Here is a 15,719-nt window from a genome sequence, read left to right as displayed (position 1 = left end):
GCACGGCAGAGGACGACAATGGCGACGAATACCGGCAGCGACAGCAAGAATACCCTCTACTGCTCGTTCTGCGGCAAGAGCCAGCATGAGGTGCGCAAGCTGATCGCGGGGCCGACCGTGTTCATCTGCGATGAATGCGTCGAGCTGTGCATGGACATCATCCGCGAGGAAACGAAGACCTCGGGGCTGAAAAGCACCGATGGTGTGCCGACCCCGCGCGAGATCTGCAAGGTGCTGGACGACTATGTGATCGGGCAGGAACACGCCAAGCGCGTGCTCTCTGTTGCGGTTCACAACCACTATAAGCGGCTGAATCACTCGTCCAAGACCGATATCGAGCTGGCGAAGTCGAACATCCTGCTGATCGGCCCTACTGGCTGCGGCAAGACGCTGCTGGCGCAGACGCTGGCGCGGATTCTGGATGTGCCCTTCACCATGGCCGATGCGACCACGCTGACCGAAGCGGGCTATGTGGGCGAGGATGTCGAGAACATCATCCTCAAGCTCTTGCAGGCCAGCGAATACAACGTCGAGCGGGCGCAGCGCGGCATCGTCTATATTGACGAGGTCGACAAGATCACCCGCAAGTCCGACAACCCCTCGATCACCCGCGATGTCTCGGGCGAGGGGGTGCAGCAGGCCCTGCTGAAGATCATGGAAGGCACCATCGCCAGCGTCCCGCCGCAGGGGGGCCGCAAGCATCCGCAGCAAGAGTTCCTTCAGGTCGATACGACGAACATCCTGTTCATCTGTGGGGGCGCCTTTGCTGGCCTTGAAAAGATCATTGCGCAACGCAACAAGGGCTCGTCCATCGGCTTTGGCGCGACGGTCAAGGGGCCCGACGAACGCAGCGCGGGCGAGCTGTTCAAGGAACTTGAGCCCGAAGACCTGCTGAAATTCGGCCTGATTCCCGAATTCGTCGGTCGTCTGCCGGTGATCGCCACTCTGAACGATCTGGATGAGGGTGCGCTGGTCACAATCCTGACCGAACCCAAGAACGCGCTGGTGAAACAGTATCAGCGCCTGTTCGAGATCGAGGGCGTGAAGCTGACCTTCGCACCCGAGGCGATGATCGCAATTGCCAAACGCGCGATCACCCGCAAGACCGGTGCGCGTGGCCTGCGCTCGATCATGGAAGACATCCTGCTGGATACGATGTTCGAACTGCCGGGCATGACGGATGTGACCGAGGTGGTGGTGAAGGAAGATGCCGTGACTTCGGGCGCCAAGCCGCTGCTGGTGCATGCGGATGTCAAAAAGAAGGAATCCGCCGCAGGCTAAGCCTCGCGCGCATCGGAAACCGAAAGAAACCCGCCGCGGATCGCCCCGCGGCGGGTTTTCTTTTTCGGAGTGATTGCTGCCTGCTCAAGAGACCGGCAGACCTGCGCCGAAATCGCGCCTGATTGCCGCTCTGCCGCCTTGCCACTGGACCTTCGGCGCCGCATCGGTCATATGAAGGCAAATACCCTTCGGAGGCCCGTGATGTACTTTCTCAAGCGTCTCGTCACCTGGTGGAACAGCCAGACGCTCGGCACCCAGATCTTTACCGCGCGCAAGGGCGTGAAGGTGGGTGAGGATGATCAGGGCAACATCTACTATCAGACCGCTGACGCCAAGCGCCGGTGGGTGATCTACAACGGCGAGGTCGAAGGCAGCCGCATTTCGCCCGACTGGCATGGCTGGTTGCACTTCACCTGGGATCAGCCGCCGACCAAGGCACCGCTGACGCACAAGGCGTGGGAGCGTCCGCATCAGGAAAACCTGACCGGGACGATTGCGGCCCATGCGCCTGCCGGTTCGATCCGCAAGGGCGCCCCCGTCGAGCGTCGTGATTATGAGGCCTGGCAGCCCGAATAAGGCGCCGGGAAAAGGCAGGCAATGTCGGAAAACGTAACCGAAGTGATCGCTGGCGGCGCTGTGCTTGCTGCGGCTGTTGGCTTTCTTCTGTTTGCGGCGCAAGGCACTGGCCTTGCGGCATCGCGCGGAACCTATGACCTGACCGCCTCGTTCCAGTCGGCCGAGGGAATCACCGTGGGCACCGATGTGCGCCTTGCTGGCGTCAAGGTCGGCACCATTTCACGGTTGGAGCTGAACCCGCAGACCTTCTATGCGGATGCGACACTGACCCTGCAGGACAAGGTCATGCTGCCCGATGATTCGGCGGCTCTTGTTTCCTCCGAAGGTCTGCTGGGCGGCAACTACATCGAGTTGCGACCCGGCGGATCGACCGAGAATCTGCCGGCCGGGGCTGAGATCGAGGATACCCAAGGCTCGGTCAGCTTGATCGGTCTGCTGATGAAGTTCGTCGGCCAAAGCGCCGAGGACGCGATCGGGGAATGAGGCGGCTGGCGCTTGCGGTGCTCGCATCTGTGCTGCCCACTGGTGGCGCGCTGGCACAAGGCGCCGCCTATACGGCCTCGGATGGTGGCATCCTGCGCTGGCTCGACAAGACCACGGGCGAGACGGCAGATATCGAGCTTGCAAGCGGCGATTCCGCTGTGTCGGGTCGGTTGACGATCCGTCTTGATGAATGCCGCTATCCGACGGCGAACCCGGCGTCCGATGCCTATGCCCATCTGACAATCATCGAAGAGGGGCGCGAGGGCTCGGTCTTCTCTGGCTGGATGGTTGCATCGTCCCCTGCGCTGTCAGCGCTGGAACATCCGCGCTATGACGTCTGGGTGCTGCGTTGCCTGACGCCTGATCAGCCTCAGCTCGACGTCGTGCCCGAGCCGCCCGCGACCGACGAAGAGTTCGAGGCCCCGCAAGAGGGCTGATTATCAGCACAAAAGCTTGCCTGTCGCCGCAAGGCGCGTGACAGGCGCTGATGATACTCGGCCCGGCTGATTTCGATCCCGCCCAGCGTCGCCAGATGCGGTGTAAGAAACTGCGTGTCGCACAGCTCAAACCCGCCTGCTTTCAGGCGCTGCATCAGAAAATGCAGCACGATCTTTGATGCCGAGGGACGTCGCGAGAACATGCTTTCCGCAAAGAACGCAGCGCCCAGCGTGACCCCATAGGTGCCGCCGACCAGTCGCCCGTCCTGCCACATCTCTAGCGAATGAGCGTGGCCCATCGCGTGCAGGTCGATGTAGAGTTGTCGCAGGTTGGGGTTGATCCACGTCACCTCGCGATCCGCACAGCCATCGATCACACCGGCAAAATCGCGGTCAGCGCAGATCAGGAACCCGCCGCGCCGGATGTCCTTCTGCAAGGATCGTGAGGTGTGAAAGCCATCGATGGGCAGGATGCCCCTGCGGCGCGGATCGACCCAGCGGATCTCGTCCGACTGTGCATCCTCGGCCATCGGGAAGATCCCGCAGGCGTAGGCACGCAACAGGATGTGCGGTGTGATCGTTTGCGACAACGAAGCCGTGCCTCGTTCAACACTGCCGGCGCCCATTGCCCGAAGGGTGACACGGCAACTTGAGGGGGTGCGCAGGGGCATGACAGCCCCGGCGCGGGCACCCCGGCGGACGGATCCGCCGGAGCAAAGGTTCAGCCGAATTGCGCCGCCAGCCACTTTTCCAGCCAGTGGATGTTGTAATCCCCTGACTGGATATCCGGCTCGGCCAGAAGGGCGTGGAACAGCGGCACGGTGGTTTCCACGCCATCCACGATCAGCTCGCCAAGCGCCCGCTGCAGGCGCGCCAGAGCCTCGGGGCGATCACGGCCGTGTACAATCAGCTTGCCGATCAGGCTGTCGTAATAGGGCGGGATCGAATAGCCGCCATAAAGCGCCGAATCCATCCGCACGCCCAGGCCGCCGGGGGCGTGGAACACATTTACCTTGCCGGGGCAGGGTGAGAAGTTCGGCAGCCGCTCGGCGTTGATGCGCACCTCGATGGCGTGGCCGTTGATTTCCAGTTCAGGCTGGGTGAACGACATCGGCAGGCCTGCGGCCACGCGAATCTGTTCGCGCACCAGATCGACGCCAAAGATCGCCTCGGTCACCGGGTGCTCCACCTGCAGGCGGGTATTCATCTCGATGAAATAGAAGCGCCCGTCCTCATAGAGGAACTCGATGGTGCCTGCGCCGATGTATTTCAGCTTCCGCATCGCCGCTGCGCAGATCTCACCGATCTCGGCACGCATTGCGGGCGTGATGCAGGGGCCGGGGGCCTCTTCGAACACCTTCTGGTGGCGCCGCTGCAGCGAGCAGTCGCGCTCGCCCAGATGCACCGCGTTGCCCTTGCCGTCGCCAAAGACCTGGATCTCGATGTGACGCGGCTTCTGCAGGTATTTCTCGATGTAGACTTCGTCGTTGCCGAACGCGGCCTTGGACTCGCTGCGCGCGGTGCGGAAGGCGATCTCAAGCTCTTCTGCCGATTTCGCGACCTTCATGCCGCGGCCACCACCACCGGCGGTCGCCTTGATGATCACCGGATACTCGATCTCAGCCGCGACTTTCAGTGCGGTCTCGAAATCGGGAACCCCACCTTCCGAACCGGGGACGACCGGAATTCCAAGTTCCTTCGCGGTATCCTTGGCGGTGATCTTGTCGCCCATGATCCGGATATGTTCGGCGGTCGGCCCGATGAAGGTGATGCCGTGGTCTTCCAGCGCCTGCGCAAAGCTCGCGTTTTCAGACAGGAAGCCATACCCGGGGTGCACGGCTTGCGCGCCGGTGATTTCACAGGCCGAGATGATCGCGGCCTTGTTCAGGTAGCTTTGACCCGAAGGCGCAGGGCCAATGCAGACGCTTTCATCGGCCATGCGCACATGCATCGCATCGGCATCGGCGGTCGAATGGACCGCCACCGACTTGATCCCCATCTCACGGCAAGCACGGATCACGCGAAGCGCGATCTCGCCGCGGTTGGCGATCAGGATTTTCTCGAACATCTGGGTCACTGGGCGGACCTCACTCGATGATCATCAGCGGCGCGCCGAATTCCACCGGGGTGCCGTCAGAGACGAGGATGCGCTTGACCGTACCCGCCCGAGTTGCGGGGATGTGGTTCATGGTCTTCATCGCCTCGATGATCAGGACGGTCTGGCCTTCGGTCACCGTCGCGCCAATGGCGACGAAGGGCTGTGCGCCCGGCTCGGCCGCCAGATAGCAAGTCCCCACCATCGGCGAGGTGATGGCGCCCGGATGCTGCGCCGGATCTTCCGCGGCGGCGGGGGCTGCTGCAGGTGCGGCGCCGACTGCTGCTGCGGCGGGCGCAGCATAGACGGGGGCAGGGGCCGCGACCGCGGTCGTCACGATGTTTGATTGTTTGACGACGCGCACCTCAAGGCTGTCATCCTCGCCATACTCGCGCTTCACGGAAAGCTCGGTCAGGTCATTGCTGTTCAGCAGTTCCGCCAGGGCCTGAATGAACGCAACGTCTGCATCCGGGGAATGTTTGCTCATGCCATCCTCTTGATATCTGTATGGCGGCGCCCTCTCCGGGTACGCCACGGCTGCGGGCCGTTATACGCGAGCGGGGCAGGGCTGAAAAGCCTTGCCGTGTTGCGTGGTGTTTGGGCTTTCGCGCCAAATCTGCGCGGCCTGCCCGTCGCTTGCGCTTTCGTCTGGTTGATCGGGCGCATTTTCAGGCAATGGCAAAAATTCTCGATCGGCCGAAAATTTACCGATTGATAAAAAATCAACCTGTGGCACAGTGGGTGCAATCAACAAAACAACGGGAGGTTCCGACCTTGTCCAACAGCCAGCTTACGCCCGGCATCGTGCCTGCGCGTCTGCCCGCCGCCACCTATGCCGACAACTTTGCCGATCACGAGCCGCCCTTTGACGTGCACGAGGCGCGCGTTGCGGCTGATCGCTGCTATTTCTGCCATGATGCGCCTTGCATGACGGCTTGCCCGACCTCGATCGATATTCCGCTGTTCATCCGGCAGATCGCGACGGGTACGCCTGATGCTGCGGCGAAGACGATCCTGTCGCAGAACATTCTCGGCGGCATGTGTGCCCGCGTCTGCCCGACAGAGACGCTGTGTGAAGAGGCCTGCGTGCGCGAGACGGCTGAGGGCAAGCCGGTCGAGATCGGGCGGTTGCAGCGCTATGCCACCGATGTGCTGATGGCCAAGGGTGTCCATCCCTTCACCCGCGCGGCCGCAACGGGCAAGCGTGTGGCTGTCGTGGGGGCCGGACCCTCGGGTCTGGCCTGTGCGCATCGTCTGGCGATGAAGGGCCATGACGTCACGGTGCTGGAGCGTCGGCCAAAACCCGGCGGGCTGAACGAATATGGTATCGCCACCTACAAGGCGACGGACGACTTCGCGCAGCGCGAGGTGGAGTGGCTGCTGAAGATTGGCGGCATCACTGTGAAGAATGGCGTGACGCTGGGCAAGGATGTGGTCCTTGCCGATCTGATGGCAGACTATGATGCGGTCTTTCTTGGGATCGGGCTTGCAGGTGTGAACGCCCTGCGCGCTGCGGGCGAAGATCTGCCGGGCGTGCAGAACGCCGTCGATTTCATCGCAGACCTGCGCCAGGCCGAAGATCGCGCCGCTGTTCCGGTCGGGCGTGATGTGGTGGTCATCGGTGGTGGCATGACGGCGGTGGATGCCGCCGTGCAGTCGAAACTCTTGGGTGCCGAGAATGTGACCATCGTGTACCGCCGCGGTCGCGACAAGATGTCGGCCTCGGGCTACGAGCAGGAACATGCAACCCAGACCGGTGTGCGCATCATCTATGGCGCGGCGCCGGTCCGCGTGACGGGCACCGGCAAGGCCGAGGCGGTGGAATTCGCCTATACCGAGGACACGCCCGAGGGGCTGAAGCTCAAGTCTGAAACCTTTACGCTGAAGGCCGATCAGGTGTTCAAGGCCATCGGGCAGACGCTTGCGGGGGTGCCAGATGGCATCACCATCGCGGCGGGCAAGTTGCCGCGCAACCCTGCGCCAAAGCTCTGGTGTGGCGGTGACTGCGCATTGGGCGGCGAGGATCTGACTGTGACCGCCGTGGCCGAAGGCCGCGACGCGGCCGAAGAGATCCACGTCGCACTTATGGGGACTGCGGGCTAAGGCCCGCGCAACGGAGATCAGCAAGATGGCCAATCTCGCATCCAATTTCATCGGGATCAAATCCCCCAACCCCTTCTGGCTGGCCTCGGCCCCGCCCACCGACAAAGAGGTCAACGTCCGTCGCGCCTTTGAGGCGGGGTGGGGCGGTGTGGTCTGGAAGACCCTCGGGTCCGAGGGACCGCCCGTCGTCAACGTGAACGGCCCGCGCTATGGCGCGATCTGGGGTGCGGACCGGCGCCTTCTCGGGCTGAACAACATCGAACTGATCACGGATCGCCCGCTTGAAGTGAACCTGCGCGAGATCAAATCGGTCAAGCGCGACTACCCTGATCGCGCGCTGATCATCAGCCTGATGGTGCCCTGCGACGAGGATTCCTGGAAAGACATCCTGTCGCGCATCGAGGACACGGGCGCCGACGGGGTGGAGCTGAACTTCGGCTGCCCGCATGGCATGGCCGAGCGCGGCATGGGCTCGGCAGTGGGTCAGGTTCCGGAATACATCGAGATGGTCACGCGGTGGGTGAAGAAGCACTCGCGCATGCCCTGCATCGTGAAGCTTACGCCCAATATCACGGATGTACGTAAGCCCGCCGAGGCCGCGAAACGCGGCGGTGCGGATGCCGTAAGCCTGATCAACACCATCAATTCGATCACGTCGGTCGACCTTGATGACTTTGCCCCCGAACCCACGATCGACGGCAAGGGCACGCATGGCGGCTATTGCGGCCCGGCGGTCAAACCTATCGCCTTGAACATGGTCGCCGAAATCGCGCGCAACCCCGTGACCGCAGGCCTGCCGATCAGTGGCATCGGCGGCGTGACCACCTGGCGCGACGCGGCCGAGTTCATGGCGCTTGGCGCAGGCAATGTGCAGGTCTGCACGGCTGCGATGACCTATGGCTTCAAGGTCGTGCAGGAAATGATCTCGGGCCTGTCCGACTATATGGATCGCAAGGGCTTTACCTCGACGGCGGATCTGGTTGGCCGGGCTGTGCCAAATGTCACCGACTGGCAGTTCCTTAATCTGAACTATGTGACAAAGGCGCATATCGATCAGGACGCCTGCATCAAATGCGGTCGCTGCTACATCGCCTGCGAGGATACCAGCCACCAGGCCATCGAAATGGGGCCGGGACGCACCTTCACGGTCAAGGACGAGGAATGCGTGGCCTGTAACCTCTGCGTCAACGTCTGCCCGGTGGAGAACTGCATCACCATGGTGGAAATGCCCAAAGGCAAGGTCGATCCGCGCACGGGCGTGCCGGTGGGCGATTATGCCAACTGGACCATGCACCCGAACAACCCGTCATCGCAGGCGGCGGAGTGACATGAAGGGGGGCAGACAGCCCCCCTTCTTCTTGTCAGATCGTCAGTTGCTGGCCAAGTTCCAGCACCCGGTTTGTCGGCAGACGGTAGAACTCGGTCGCGTTGGTGGCGCCGCGTGCCATCGAGACGAAGAGCTTCTCCTGCCAGCTGGGCAACCCCTCGCTTTGCGATGAGCGGAAGCTGCGGTGGTTCAGGAAGAACGAGGTGGTCATGATGTCGAACTTCTCGCCCTGCTTGCGGGCCAGCGCCAAAGCCTTGGGCACGTTCTGGTCATCGAGATAGCCGAAGTTCAAAGAGAGCTTCACAAAGCGGTCGTTGACCTTTTCGATCTCGATGCGGTCGGCCTCGGGCACTTCGGGCACCGGGGCCACGTTCACTGTCACGATGAAGTTCTTTTTGTGCAGTACGCGGTTGTGCTTGAGGTTGTGCATCAGCGCAGGCGGGGCCATTTCCGGATCGGCGGTCAGGAATACGGCGGTGCCCGGCACCTCTACCGGCTGTGACTTCTCCAGCATGCGCATCAGGCTGTCGAACTCGATGGAACCGGCGCGCGACTTCTCGCGCACATGGGCCGATCCACGCACCCATGTCCACATGACAAGGCAGAGGAAGGCCGCGAAGAAAATCGGGATATAGCCGCCATCCAGCACTTTGGTCATGTTTGCGGCGAGGAACAGCCCTTCAAGCACGATCAGCGGCACCATCACGGCAAGTGTTAGGGCCAGCGGCCATTTCCACGCCCGGTTGAGCAGGAAGATCGCCAGGATCGAGGTGATGACCATGTCGCCGGTAACCGCGATACCATAGGCGCTGGCGAGGTTCGAAGACGAGCCGAAGGCCAGAACCAGCGCCACGACACCCACCGAAAGGATGGAGTTGATGCGCGGCATGTAAATCTGCCCGAACTGGGTTTCCGAGGTGTGGCGGATCTCCATCCGGGGCAACAGGCCCATCTGCACTGCCTGCTTGGCAACCGAAAACGCGCCGGAAATCACAGCCTGACTGGCGATGACCGTGGCCATGGTCGCAAGGATGACCAGTGGCAGCAGCGCCCATTGCGGGGCGAGCAGGAAGAACGGATTGCTGGCCGTCTCAGGGTGGGCGAGCACCATCGCCCCTTGGCCGAGGTACGAGATGGTCAGGGCCGGAAACACAAGGATGCCCCAGGCGATGCGGATCGGGCGGCGCCCGAAATGCCCCATGTCGGTGTAAAGTGCCTCGCCACCCGTCACGGCCAGAAAGACCGATCCCAGCACGATGAACGAGGCAAAGCCATTGTCCACCAGAAAGCGCAGCGCATGGATCGGGTTTAGCGCCAGAAGGATCGAGGGCTCGTCGCTGATATGGCGCAGCCCCAGAACGGCCATGGTGATGAACCACACGACCATGATCGGGCCAAAGAGGACCGAGACAGCCTCGGTCCCGCGCGATTGGACGGCAAAGAGCAGGACGATGATCACCAGCGTGATGGGCACAACGTAGTCATGCAGGCCCGGCGCGATCAGCGCGCTGCCCTCAACGGCCGACAGCACCGACATGGCCGGGGTAATGATTGAATCGCCGAAGAACAGCGAAATGCCAACCGCGCCGATGGCGATCAACCAGGCAGGTCGCGTGTGCAGGGCGCGATGGACCAGTGCAATCAGCGACAGGGTCCCACCCTCGCCATTGTTGTCGGCGCGCATGATCAACAGCACGTATTTCAGCGTGACGATCAACGTCAGCGTCCAGAACAGCAGCGAGATCACGCCCATGACATCGGCCCGCGTCAGGCCATCATGCGATGCGGCATGCAGTGATTCTCGCATGGCATAAAGCGGGCTCGTGCCAATATCGCCATAGACGACACCGATCGCGCCGAGCGTCAGCTTTTTCAAGGAACCATGGGCATGGGAGGGGTAGTCGCCGTGGGCAGCTTGCGACACGTCTGGCACTCGCGGTGGTTTCGCTGAGGCGCAGGTTTACCGGCTGTTCACGGGAATGTCAGCATGAGTCGTTGCGTCCGGAGAAAGCGCGCGGCGGAAGAGGGCCACGAGATAGGGCTCGGCCTCTGTATGCGGATCGTGTCCGGGGCCCAGCACGGCACGGACCTGCACATCGAAATCCGCATAATGCTGGGTCGTAGCCCATATCGAGAAGATCAGATGGTGAGGGTCAAGCGGCGCCAGCCGGCCTGCTGCGATCCAGCCCGCAATCACGGCCGCCTTGTCATCGACCAGCGGTTTCAGTTCGTCATGCAAAGGCCCCTGAATGCGCGGTGCGCCTTGGAGGATCTCGTTGGCGAAAAGCCTGCTCTCACGCGGAAAATCGCGGCTAAGCTCCAGCTTGCGCCGGATATAGGCGAGAATTTCTTCGACCGGCTCTCCGGCCGGGTCCAGTTGGCGCAGCGGATCCAGCCAGACCTTCAGCAGCCCCGCGATCAATTGCACATGAATCGCCTCTTTCGAGGGGAAGTAATAGAGCAGGTTGGGCTTGGAAAGCCCCGCGCGGTCTGCGATCTGATCGAGCGTTGCCCCGCGGAAACCCGCCTGCGAAAAGACCTCCAGCGCCGCCTCAAGGATGGCATCCTGGTTCTTTTGCTGGATCCGGGTCTTGGGGCGGGGCTGACTCATCCGTCACACTCTTTCGGAAAAATTTGATCAAATGTCGCTTTTGACCATTGCCGTGTCTGATCCCGATTGAGCGAAGCCCGCGAAGCCGTCAATATGCAATGGCCCAAAGGCCCGTGCAGCGTGGCAGCAATGCATCCTGCTTGACGCAGCACAGGGCTGGTGACAGCATCAGATTTGACCATCCGGTCAGAAAACACAAGCCCGCCTGCAAGGAATATGGCGTGGCCCGAAGGGAGAGCCCAATGGCGCTTGATCGCAAGCCCTCGCCGAACGACCTGAACGCATTCTGGATGCCGTTCACGTCCAATCGCCAGTTCAAGAAATCGCCGCGCATGTTCGTGGCGGCGAAAGATATGCATTACACCACCAGCGATGGCCGTCAGGTTCTGGACGGCACGGCGGGTCTGTGGTGCTGCAACGCCGGCCACTGCCGCCCCAAGATCACCGAGGCGATCCAGAAGCAGGCGGCAGAACTGGACTATGCGCCGGCGTTCCAGATGGGTCACCCCATCGCCTTTGAACTGGCCAATCGGATCATCGACATTGCCCCCAAGGGGATCGAGCATGTGTTCTACACGAACTCCGGCTCGGAAAGCGTTGAAACTGCGCTGAAGATCGCGATCGCCTACCACCGGGCGCGGGGCGAGGGCGCGCGGACGCGTCTGATCGGGCGCGAGCGTGGCTATCATGGCGTGAACTTCGGCGGCATTTCCGTCGGCGGCATCGTGAACAACCGCAAGATGTTCGGCACGCTTCTGGGCGGGGTTGACCATCTGCCGCATACCCACCTGCCGCAACTGAACGCCTTTACTAAGGGCCAGCCCGAACATGGGGCGAACCTGGCTGATGATCTTGAGCGCATCGTCGCCCTGCATGGCGCCGAGACCATCGCCGCCGTCATCGTCGAGCCGATGGCGGGCTCGACCGGCGTTCTGATGCCGCCGAAGGGCTATCTGGAAAAGCTGCGCGCGATCACCAAAAAGCACGGCATCCTGCTGATCTTTGATGAGGTCATCACCGGCTTCGGCCGTCTGGGCAGCGCCTTTGCCGCGCAGCACTTTGATGTTCTGCCCGACATGATGACCACCGCCAAGGGCCTGACCAACGGCGTGATTCCCATGGGCGCGGTCCTGACCACTGCCGAGGTGCACGACGCCTTCATGTCCGGCCCCGAACATATGATCGAATTGTTCCACGGTTACACCTATTCCGGGAACCCGATCGCCAGCGCCGCCGGCATCGCAACGCTGGATACCTACAAGGAAGAGGGCCTGTTCGAACGCGCCGCCGAACTTGAAGGCTACTGGCAAGAGGCGATCCACAGCTTGCGCGGGCTGCCGCATGTCATCGACATCCGCAACATGGGCCTGATCGGCGCCGTGGAGTTGGAGAGCATTCCGGGCGAGCCGACCAAGCGCGCTTTTGAGGCCTTCCTGCGTGCCTATGACAAGGGCATCCTGATCCGCACCACGGGCGATATCATCGCCATGTCGCCGCCGCTGATCATCTCCAAGGCCGAGATCGACACGCTGATCGGTACACTGGGAGATGTGTTGAAGACGCTGCCGTAAAAGACTTGCACAGGGTGGGCTTCCGGCCCATCCTGTTTTTGATCGACTGGGGGGCGATCGGGGGAGGGCGCAAGCATGACAAGTGCGGCGATACGGCTGCAGGCAACGGGCACGTTGCTGATGGAAAATGATCGTGCGATTGTCTGGCGTTACGATTTTGATCCGGGTGCAGAAACCGGCTGGCATGTGCACGGGCACGAATACATCATCACGACACTGACCGATTGTTCGTTCCGTCTGGAACTGGCTGATGGCGAGGTGCGCGAGGCCTTTGTTCCGGCGGGCTCGGCCTATTCGCGACCCAAGGGCACTGAACACAATGTGATCAATGCAAGCGACCAGCCGATGTCCTTCATCGAGGTTGAGCTGAAGGACTGACCTTGCGGGCGCGGGTCTTGCGCGACATATCATCTCGCAGAACGACCTGATACGCTGGGTGCCGCATGATCCGCCTTGTACTGCCGCTGCTTTTTCTTGCTTCACCGGCACTTGCTGCGGATCTCGTGCCTTGCCAGACCTCGGTTCGTGGTGAGCGGATCGAGTTCTTCTATGACCCCGAAAGCCCAAGCCTCAAGGAAAGCCTCTCTTTGCGTGAGCGTCTTCTGGGGGGGAAGGGAGAGATCACCTGTCCTGGCCTTGTGACCCTGCGCGCGCTGACGCCTGAACTGTCGGATGCGGACCGTGCGCCATTCTGTCTGCAATGGGACAAGGGAAATGGCACCTATCTGGGCTATGACCTTGGCCCGCGCGACGCCTGGCTTACGTGCCGCACAGCGGGCAAAAGCTTTTGCGAAAGGGTGAACCGGTCAAAAGAGGCTGCCGGGCGATGGGGGGCCGCAGTGTCGGGGCTGGCGGTCGATGCCGGGGTTGAAACGGCGATGCATGCGGCCGGTGTCATCTCGGTTCAGGGGCCAGCGGCCACGATCGGGCAAAGTCTGGTGGGGTTGGGCGCGACAGCCGTGCAGGGCGTGGGTGCGGGCGCCGCCATTGGCGCGGTCGCCGTGACGGCTGTGGCAGTTGGCGGTGCGATCTACGTCTGCTCTGACAGCGGGGCCGAAGCGGCGGCTGTCATGCCCGTACCTGAGCGCAAGCTGCAACCGGGCGAGGTGCCGCCCGGCTCTGCCCTGCCCGAAGGCACACCGCCCGGACCGCCGCCGCCACCCGCGATTCAGCCCACGCCGATCGCCCCGGCGCAACCCTAAGCCGCGCCGATCCCGCGCAGGATCATCGACTTGACGCTTTCGGTCGCCTCGCGCCATTGCGCGTCCGTCAAGGGCTTGCCACCGTTCAATGTCTCGATCTGATGGCTGAAGTCGGCATAGTGCTGCGTGGTGGCCCACAGCATGTAAAGCAGGTGTTGGGGCGAGATCGGGGCCATGCGCCCCTCGTCGATCCAGCGCTGGATCAGGGCGGCACGTCCGGCCGTCCAGTCGCGCAACGTGGTTTCCAGATAGTCCTGAATGACCGGCGCGCCATGCATCACCTCGGACGCCCAGACCTTTGAGCCGTTCGGGTGGCGGCGCGAGATATCCATCTTGGCCTCGATATAGGCGCCGATCCCTTCGGCGGGCGTCTCCGCGCCATCCATCGCCTCGGCCGCCTGTAACCAGATCTCGAAGATGTTTTGTACCACGCGCCGATAAAGCTCTTCCTTGGTTGCGAAATAATAGTGCAGGTTTGCCTTGGGCAGACCCGCAACATCGGCGATCAACTGCATGGTGGCGCCGCCAAACCCTGCCTCTGCAAAGACTTTTTCCGCTGCCTGCAAAATGAGCGTTTCATTCTGCGCGCGGATCGCATTGCGTTTGCCAGGGCGAGGGTCATCGGACATGCGCTTGCGGACCTTTCCGGGCCATCACGGGGCCACGAATTTTTGTTGACCGAATGGTCAGGAGGTATAGCTTTCAACTTGACCATACGGTCAGGAAAAGATTCGCCGCAAGACCCGCATAAGACGGGTGCGGCAACAGGGAGAGCAAGCTGATGCCAGCACCCGGAGAAAACCTTCGCATAAATCCCGCACGCCTGTGGGACAGCCTGATGGACATGGCGAAGATCGGCCCCGGCATTGCGGGTGGCTGCAACCGCCAGACCCTGACCGATGCCGACGGCGAGGGGCGCCACCTTTTCAAGCGCTGGTGCGAGGCGGCGGGCATGACCATGGGCGTCGACACCATGGGGAATATGTTCTTCACCCGCCCCGGGACCGACCCCGAGGCGCTGCCGGTCTACATGGGCAGTCATCTGGATACGCAGCCCACGGGCGGGAAATACGACGGTGTCCTTGGTGTGCTGGGCGCACTGGAGGTGGTGCGCACGATGAACGACATGGGTGTGACCACGCGCCACCCGATTGTCGTAACCAACTGGACCAATGAGGAGGGCGCGCGCTTCGCCCCCGCCATGCTGGCATCCGGGGTCTTCGCGGGCATCCACACGGAAGACTATGCGAAGTCCCGTCTCGATCCCGAGGGCAAGGCCTTCGGCGATGAATTGGCGCGCATTGGTTGGGTCGGCGATGAGGTGGTCGGCGCGCGCAAGATGAAGGCGATGTTCGAGTTGCACATCGAACAGGGCCCCATCCTTGAGGCGGAGGGCAAGACCATTGGGGTTGTCACCCATGGTCAGGGCCTCTGGTGGCTGGAGATCACGCTCACCGGCAAGGACGCCCACACGGGTAGCACGCCCATGAACATGCGGGTGAACGCAGGACTTGGCATGGCACGGATCACCGAACGGGTGCATCAGATTGCCATGAGCCATCAGCCCAATGCCGTGGGCGCGGTGGGGCAGGTCTTCGTCCATCCGAACTCACGCAACGTGATCCCCGGCAAGGTCGTCTTCACCGTCGATATCCGCAGTCCCGAACAGGCCAAGCTTGATGCCATGCGGGCCGAGGTGGAGCGCGCGGCCCATGCCGTGGCCGCCGAACTGGGCCTTGGCTGCAGCATAGAGCCCGTCGGGCATTTCGATCCCGTCACCTTCAACCCCGATCTGGTCCGGGTGGTGCGGGGCGCGGCCGAAAAGCTGGGCTATGCGCATATGGACATCGTCTCGGGCGCAGGACACGACGCCTGCTGGATCAACCGCGTGGCGCCGACGACGATGATCATGTGCCCCTGCGTGGACGGGCTTTCGCATAATGAGGCCGAGGAGATCAGCCCGGAATGGGCGGCGGCGGGCACGGATGTGCTGCTGCATGCGGTGCTGGAAGTGGCCGAAGTGGTAGAGTGAC

Annotated in this window: 16 protein-coding genes; 10 read left to right on the top strand and 6 right to left on the bottom strand. The window is 62.4% G+C overall.

Annotated elements, in window-relative coordinates; genetic code table 11:
• Positions 1-18: 18 nt before the first annotated feature.
• The 4 genes from clpX to FQU74_RS08420 all read left to right on the top strand — a co-directional run bounded on the left by clpX (position 19) and on the right by FQU74_RS08420 (position 2,777).
• Entirely contained in the window at positions 19-1,281 is a 1,263-nt protein-coding gene (gene clpX / locus FQU74_RS08435) for an ATP-dependent Clp protease ATP-binding subunit ClpX (RefSeq protein WP_146285949.1), read from the top strand.
• 201 nt (positions 1,282-1,482) lie between these two features.
• Positions 1,483-1,857 (top strand): NADH:ubiquinone oxidoreductase subunit NDUFA12, encoded by a 375-nt coding sequence (locus FQU74_RS08430; RefSeq protein WP_146285948.1) that lies wholly within the window; start codon positions 1,483-1,485, stop codon positions 1,855-1,857.
• Positions 1,858-1,878: 21 nt separating this feature from the next.
• Positions 1,879-2,340: an outer membrane lipid asymmetry maintenance protein MlaD gene (gene mlaD / locus FQU74_RS08425; protein ID WP_146285947.1), complete on the top strand. Its 462-nt coding sequence runs from the start codon at positions 1,879-1,881 to the stop codon at positions 2,338-2,340.
• Positions 2,337-2,777 (top strand): DUF2155 domain-containing protein, encoded by a 441-nt coding sequence (locus FQU74_RS08420; protein ID WP_146285946.1) that lies wholly within the window; start codon positions 2,337-2,339, stop codon positions 2,775-2,777. Before mlaD ends, FQU74_RS08420 begins: the two co-directional genes overlap by 4 nt.
• Here the strand turns inward: FQU74_RS08420 and aat are convergent.
• The 3 genes from aat to accB all read right to left on the bottom strand — a co-directional run bounded on the left by aat (position 2,711) and on the right by accB (position 5,359).
• Positions 2,711-3,367, bottom strand: coding sequence for a leucyl/phenylalanyl-tRNA--protein transferase (aat, locus tag FQU74_RS08415; RefSeq protein WP_268236730.1), 657 nt, complete (start codon positions 3,365-3,367; stop codon positions 2,711-2,713). The two genes, FQU74_RS08420 and aat, sit on opposite strands and share 67 nt — an antisense overlap.
• Positions 3,368-3,498: 131 nt before the next feature.
• On the bottom strand, positions 3,499-4,845 hold the full coding sequence (accC, locus tag FQU74_RS08410) for an acetyl-CoA carboxylase biotin carboxylase subunit (protein ID WP_146285945.1): 1,347 nt from the start codon (positions 4,843-4,845) through the stop codon (positions 3,499-3,501).
• Positions 4,846-4,864: 19 nt separating this feature from the next.
• Complete coding sequence (accB, locus tag FQU74_RS08405; RefSeq protein WP_146285944.1) at positions 4,865-5,359, bottom strand: acetyl-CoA carboxylase biotin carboxyl carrier protein; 495 nt, start codon at positions 5,357-5,359, stop codon at positions 4,865-4,867.
• A gap of 287 nt (positions 5,360-5,646) precedes the next feature.
• Here accB and FQU74_RS08400 point away from each other — a divergent pair, with 287 nt between their 5' ends.
• Both FQU74_RS08400 and preA read left to right on the top strand, forming a co-directional pair.
• Positions 5,647-6,975, top strand: coding sequence for an NAD(P)-dependent oxidoreductase (locus FQU74_RS08400; protein ID WP_146285943.1), 1,329 nt, complete (start codon positions 5,647-5,649; stop codon positions 6,973-6,975).
• Between the two features lie 25 nt (positions 6,976-7,000).
• Complete coding sequence (preA, locus tag FQU74_RS08395; RefSeq protein WP_146285942.1) at positions 7,001-8,302, top strand: NAD-dependent dihydropyrimidine dehydrogenase subunit PreA; 1,302 nt, start codon at positions 7,001-7,003, stop codon at positions 8,300-8,302.
• Between the two features lie 34 nt (positions 8,303-8,336).
• Here the strand turns inward: preA and FQU74_RS08390 are convergent, their stop codons facing one another.
• Positions 8,337-10,178, bottom strand: a complete 1,842-nt coding sequence (locus FQU74_RS08390; protein ID WP_146286249.1) for a potassium transporter Kup — start codon at positions 10,176-10,178, stop codon at positions 8,337-8,339.
• 84 nt (positions 10,179-10,262) lie between these two features.
• Entirely contained in the window at positions 10,263-10,913 is a 651-nt protein-coding gene (locus FQU74_RS08385; RefSeq protein WP_146285941.1) for a TetR family transcriptional regulator C-terminal domain-containing protein, read from the bottom strand.
• 242 nt (positions 10,914-11,155) lie between these two features.
• Here FQU74_RS08385 and aptA point away from each other — a divergent pair, with 242 nt between their 5' ends.
• The 3 genes from aptA (at position 11,156) to FQU74_RS08370 (ending at position 13,686) form a co-directional block, all read left to right on the top strand.
• Positions 11,156-12,484: an omega-aminotransferase AptA gene (gene aptA / locus FQU74_RS08380; protein ID WP_146285940.1), complete on the top strand. Its 1,329-nt coding sequence runs from the start codon at positions 11,156-11,158 to the stop codon at positions 12,482-12,484.
• Positions 12,485-12,604: 120 nt separating this feature from the next.
• Positions 12,605-12,862, top strand: coding sequence for a cupin domain-containing protein (locus FQU74_RS08375; protein WP_229704295.1), 258 nt, complete (start codon positions 12,605-12,607; stop codon positions 12,860-12,862).
• Positions 12,863-12,927: 65 nt separating this feature from the next.
• The gene (locus tag FQU74_RS08370) at positions 12,928-13,686 is read left to right on the top strand and encodes a hypothetical protein (protein ID WP_146285938.1); all 759 of its coding nucleotides are present in this window, start codon (positions 12,928-12,930) and stop codon (positions 13,684-13,686) included.
• Here the strand turns inward: FQU74_RS08370 and FQU74_RS08365 are convergent.
• Entirely contained in the window at positions 13,683-14,315 is a 633-nt protein-coding gene (locus tag FQU74_RS08365; RefSeq protein ID WP_146285937.1) for a TetR/AcrR family transcriptional regulator, read from the bottom strand. The genes FQU74_RS08370 and FQU74_RS08365 overlap by 4 nt on opposite strands.
• Positions 14,316-14,467: 152 nt before the next feature.
• Between FQU74_RS08365 and FQU74_RS08360 the strand changes: the two genes are divergently transcribed.
• Positions 14,468-15,718, top strand: coding sequence for a Zn-dependent hydrolase (locus FQU74_RS08360; protein WP_146285936.1), 1,251 nt, complete (start codon positions 14,468-14,470; stop codon positions 15,716-15,718).
• The last annotated feature ends 1 nt before the right edge of the window (position 15,719 follow it).

It is taken from the genome of Gemmobacter aquaticus, assembly GCF_007859075.1.
Taxonomy (GTDB): Bacteria; Pseudomonadota; Alphaproteobacteria; order Rhodobacterales; family Rhodobacteraceae; genus Gemmobacter; species Gemmobacter aquaticus.
Note: the sequence above shows the minus strand (reverse complement) of the source record. Positions and strands in the feature narration are given on the sequence as shown.